The 5,277-nt window shown below is 47.5% G+C and carries 4 protein-coding genes; all 4 read right to left on the bottom strand.

The genetic code is table 11. From position 1 onward, the window contains the following. Positions 1 to 676: FecR family protein (locus VN105_RS18470; protein ID WP_325643006.1), on the bottom strand; the 676-nt coding region annotated here is incomplete at its 3' end. Between the two features lie 95 nt (positions 677 to 771). After that, the gene (locus VN105_RS18465) at positions 772 to 1,326 is read right to left on the bottom strand and encodes an RNA polymerase sigma-70 factor (RefSeq protein WP_325643005.1); all 555 of its coding nucleotides are present in this window, start codon (positions 1,324 to 1,326) and stop codon (positions 772 to 774) included. A gap of 305 nt (positions 1,327 to 1,631) precedes the next feature. Continuing rightward, the gene (locus VN105_RS18460) at positions 1,632 to 3,332 is read right to left on the bottom strand and encodes a RagB/SusD family nutrient uptake outer membrane protein (protein ID WP_325643004.1); all 1,701 of its coding nucleotides are present in this window, start codon (positions 3,330 to 3,332) and stop codon (positions 1,632 to 1,634) included. A 12-nt stretch (positions 3,333 to 3,344) separates the two neighbouring features. Beyond that, positions 3,345 to 5,277: SusC/RagA family TonB-linked outer membrane protein (locus VN105_RS18455; protein WP_325643003.1), on the bottom strand; the 1,933-nt coding region annotated here is incomplete at its 5' end.

Here is a 5,277-nt window from a genome sequence, read left to right as displayed (position 1 = left end):
GTTGTGATCCGGTACTGCGGCGGATCACCGCCTGTTCATCAGGACTCAGCAGCATTGATGGTTGCCGGGCTGATGCTCCTACGGACACTTTTCCACGTATAACCGTTACAGTTACTTCGTCCAGTGCTTTATATGCCTGTACATTAAACACCGTACCCAGGACTTCAGTTTGTATACCATCGCTTACCACTTTAAAAGGGTGGGCGGGATCACTGATCACATCAAAACAGGCCTCTCCTTCCCGGAGCATGATGGTTCTGTTTTCCTTAAAATTTTCAGGGTAACTGACCATAGAACCTGCATTAAGTATCAGCCCCGATCCATCCGGCAGCAGCAGTTTCAGCTGTTGCCCCCTGGGCGCCGACATGGTAACATACTGTATGGCAGCTGCACGGTGATTATGCAGGTATATCCATGCACCCAGCGATAAAATAATGATAACGGAAGCGGCTATACGTGCCAGTACCGGGAGCTTAAAAAAATTTTGTCTTTCTATCTGCCGGTCAATACGGTCTTTTAGCCGTTGCATAACTAGCTCCCTGTTTACTTCCGGTACTTCTCCGCTTCCTTCTTCCGAAAGACGGTCGAACCACTGTTCCATCCACTCTTTTTGTTCCGGCGTACAATCCCCTTTCAGGTAAAGTTCCAGCAGCGTGTTAAATTCTGTTTCATTCATAACGGCTGTTTTTCTTTGTATTGGAACACGTGGTTATATAGAAGTGTATAAAAAGAAGGGATGGTAGTAGATGGCTGGAATCTTTTTTAAAAAAATTACACATTCAGTTTCAGGTGAAGATATTTGAGGGCATTACTGATCTGTTTCTTTACCGTTTTATCGGAGATATTCAGTTTGTGTGCAATTTCTTTATGGGAAAGATCTTCTGTTCTGCTCAGGAGGAATACCTGTTTCATTTTCAAGGGCAGCTTATCTATTTCGTGGTTTATCAGCAGGGATAGTTCATTGGCAGCCAGTTGCTGTTCAAAAAGATCGTCGGCGTCTGTAAAAAGGAGGCTCCATGATTTGCGGAAATGATCCCTTTTTATCTCCTGGCGGATATACCGGAAGCCGCCATATCTTACGCAGGAATAGAGATAGGTATACAAAGAGTCAACGTTTTGCAGGTTGCTGCGGCGTTTCCACAGGGACACAAATATCTCCTGCAGTATATCTTCCGCCTCCGCAGTATCCCTGATCGCTTTCACCAGGTAAAAATACAGCCGCTCCCAGTAACGCATGTATATCACATCGAAAGCTTCCCTGTTATCTTCTTTCAGCAAATCTAAAAGGATATCGTCTGCATATTGTTGAAGATGCACACCATTCATAAGTGGAAAATTAACATAAACGTGAAACCTGTCTTTACTTACGGCTTGTCCTTTCTTCCTGGAACCAGGCAATTATTAATTGTCTAATATACAATTAATACTTATTGGCACATTATTTTTTTAGGAGATTTTTTAAATATTATGGAAGATGGAATGAGAAGCCTGCACAGGAGAGTGGCTTACAGGGGAATTGTCATTTTTTTACAATAAATGTCATTTTTACACTAAATAGTGTCATAAAAAAAGCTGCCCGCTGCAAATGCAACGGGCAGGCGGCAAAAATATCACAGCATCATCTCCGGAAATCAATATCCTGGATTTTGTACTATCAACGGATCTGTTTGTGTTTCTATATAAGGGACCGGCCAGAGGTAATCCCTTACCGCATTAAACGTACGCACTTCTATTACCCGCATATCCGCTTTATTGGGTACTGCACTGTAATCGGCGATCCCGTTGGCATCTATTTTAGGGGCGGCAGCCAGCAGTCCCCTCGGCACACGCCCGTAAAAAGGCCCCTTCATCACCTTATCGGCAATTTTCCAGCGGCGGATGTCAAATAAACGGAACCCTTCCATAGCCAGTTCATACAAACGCTCTTTCCTCACTGCAGACCGCAAAGCAGCCTGGGTACTGCCAGGGGGGATAACCGGCATATTTACACCCGGGCGGCCCCTCACCGCATTGATAGCCTGGTATACCGTACCATCCAGCTCATTGGCCTCTATCTTCGCTTCCGCATAAATAAGCAATACTTCGGCATACCGCGCCAGGATGATGCTCAGGGTCGATTGCCGCGTGTTATCTTTATCTTTCAGATCCACATACTTACGCCAGCAATAACCGCTAAAGGATGCATAGGCATTGGTGGCATCCTGGTTAGGAATCCGGGTAGCCGGCGTGGTATTATAATTCCAGCACATCAGGCTGTCCTTATGCGTTTCAAACTGGTAATTGAAAAAAACAGATCCCGGGAGCGCAATGGTATAGCCAAGCCGCGGATCGCGGTGCTCAAAAGGATGCTGCGGGCTATATGAGGGCGACTGATCAATGGTCAGTCCGTCGGTACACTCATAACTGTCCACCAGCGATTGTGAAGGGATCTTATTGGAAGCGCCGCCTGCATTCCTGCACAGGAGTGGGTATGGCCCTGCCCAGTTAATGACCGGCAGTTGGTATTGCAGCGCCATGATCACTTCAGGCGAATTTTTTCCATCGTAACTAAATAGCCGGGGATAGCTGTCATCCAGCCTGTACACGTTCAGATCCATCACTGCCTTGGCAGCATCAGCAGCAATTTTCCATTGTTCGTTATACAGCGCCGCCCTTGCTTTTATAGTTAATGCAGCGCCTTTGGTAGCGCGACCGTAATCAGTAGCAGTATAGCTGGCCGGCAGCGAGGTAGCTGCACTGTCCAGCTCATCGAGTACAAATTTAAGTACCACGGCTTTTTCACTGCGGGGCACCTGTGAATTTTCCAGCGTAAGGGTATGCGTTACCAATGGCACGCCACCAAACATCGACAACAACTGCTGGTACATGAACGCACGTACAAACCGGGTTTCGCCCATGCTCCGCTGGTACAGCGCCGGATCGGTTACAGGCCGTACTTTCTCCGCATTGTCCAGTATATAATTGCACCGCCCTATCACCTTGTAGTAAGCAGTCCAGATGCCCTGCGTGAAGGTGTTGTTGGCATCATGATTTCCCATGCCTATTTTCTGCAGGTCGCTGGTATTGCGGTCGTAGCCTATATCACTGGCAGCGTCAAACAGGAGCACCGGCGGAATCCCGTCCAGCTGCGACGGATCGGCATCTTTATCCATCGGCTTATTCAGCCCTTTATACAACCCGTTTACGGCCAGCAGCAGTTCGTCCTGGTTATTAAAATAAGCGGCATCTGAAGGGCCGTTTAAAGGATCTTTATCAAGATATGATTTGTTACAGGCCTGCATCCCTGATAAGGTTACGGCCGCTATTATCCAACAAGTGAAACGCTTCCTCATGATTGCTGTTTTTTAGAAATTTACATTAACACCAAAACTGTACACCTTTACAATAGCATAGCTGTCAGCTACGCCCACGGCGGTTTCCACATCATATCCCTTCCAGAATTTGCTGGCGGTAAACAGGTTGGAGCCATTTACAAATACCCGGAGGCTGTTAAGCCGTACTGCCTTCACCAGGTGAGCAGGCAGGGTATATCCTATCTGCAGGTTCTTCAGGCGCAAATAAGCGGCGCTTTTCATCCAGAAGCTGGAGATCTGCTGATTGTTGGTGCCGCCAAATACCAGGCGGGGAAATGCGGCGTCTTTATGCTCCGGTGTCCAGTAATCCTTGAAACGCTCCTGTGCCGTACCGCCAACGGAGCTAACATAAAACGGCATGATACCGGCGCCGTAGATCAGGCCGTCCACTTTTCCTACTCCCTGCAGGAAAGCGCCTACATCAAAGCCTTTCCATGATGCATTCAGATTAACGCCGTAGGTATAGCGGGGAATTGTGTTGCCGAGAATCACTTTATCGCTTTCATTGATGATGCCGTCGCCGTTCTGGTCTTTATACCTGATATCGCCCGGTGCAATGGTACCGAACTGTGTAGCGTGTTTGGCCACTTCATCGTCGTTCTGGAAAAACCCTTCCGCCTGCAGGCCGAAAATTGAATTAACCGGGTATCCTTCCCTGCTCACGGTTACGGCCGACTGGTTAATACCGTGCATATCCACTACTTCATTTTTCACATCAGAAACGTTAACGCCGATGTTGTATTTGAAGTCGCGTATCTTTCCGTCGTAATTAAGACCCAGTTCCCAACCTTTATTGCTAACCTTTCCTGCATTCTGGTAAGGCGCCTTTAATCCTGTGATCAATGGGATATTGAGCAGCAGCAGGATATCTTTTGTTCTGCTGATATAGTAATCTGCTGTTACGGAGAGATGGGAAAACAGGGTCACATCAAATCCTACATCACTCATCTCGGTACTTTCCCAGGTGATATTCTTATTGGCCAGTGCATCCAGCATGGCGGCATTTACAATTTGCCCGCCTATCACGTAAGGGCTCAGGTTCACTACTGTGGCTGAAGGATAGGTACCGATGTTCTGGTTACCCAGCCGGCCCCATGATGCACGAAGCTTCAGTTCATTTACCACCGGCTTCAGCGATGCCATAAACGGCTCTTCTGAAATACGCCATCCCGCGGAAGCGGAAGGGAATACGCCCCATTTGCGGCCTTCGGCAAACCGGGAAGATCCGTCGTAACGCGTGTTTATTTCCAGCAAATACTTCTCCTTATAGTTATAATTGATCCTGCCGAAAAAAGAACGTAACGACCATTCCTCACCCGTGCCGCTGTTATTCATATTGATAGCGGATCCGGCATCCAGTACAGGATAATCAGGCAGGATATAGTTGTCGCGGTAAGCAGTGAATTTATCCTGGCGGTAACTGTTCTGTTCTACCCCGGCCAATACTTTCAAATCATGTACGCCATATTTTTTCTGAAAGGTGAGCGTACCACGCATGTTGTTATAAAACTGCCGCTGACTGGAAACGTCCAGGGTGCTCACTGCTGGCTGTTTATAACTAAGGGCTCCATCGGGGCGATAGGTTTGCAACACCTTGTTAAATTTATTCGTATAGGTTTGCACGTATTTAGGTGCAATGTTAATAGAGGCGGTAAGCCATTCCACCGGCTGATAATTCAGGGAAGTATTAATGCTTCCCCAGGGCGCATTTACACGGTTCAAACCACCTATCCTGGCGGCTGCAGCAGGATTGGCTCCTACCCATCCTTCTCCCGTGGTACCGTTGGAATTTACAGCAAGCTGGTTAGGGGAAATATTGTTCATGTACGCAAACACCACATCGGCGCCTAGTGCCGGCTCCGTAGTAACCGGGCTGATATACTGCAGGTCAAACTGCATGTTTAACTTCTTCGAAAAAACAACA

Source organism: Chitinophaga sp. (genome assembly GCF_035564935.1).
In the GTDB taxonomy this organism is placed as follows: Bacteria; Bacteroidota; Bacteroidia; order Chitinophagales; family Chitinophagaceae; genus Chitinophaga.
Note: the sequence above shows the minus strand (reverse complement) of the source record. Positions and strands in the feature narration are given on the sequence as shown.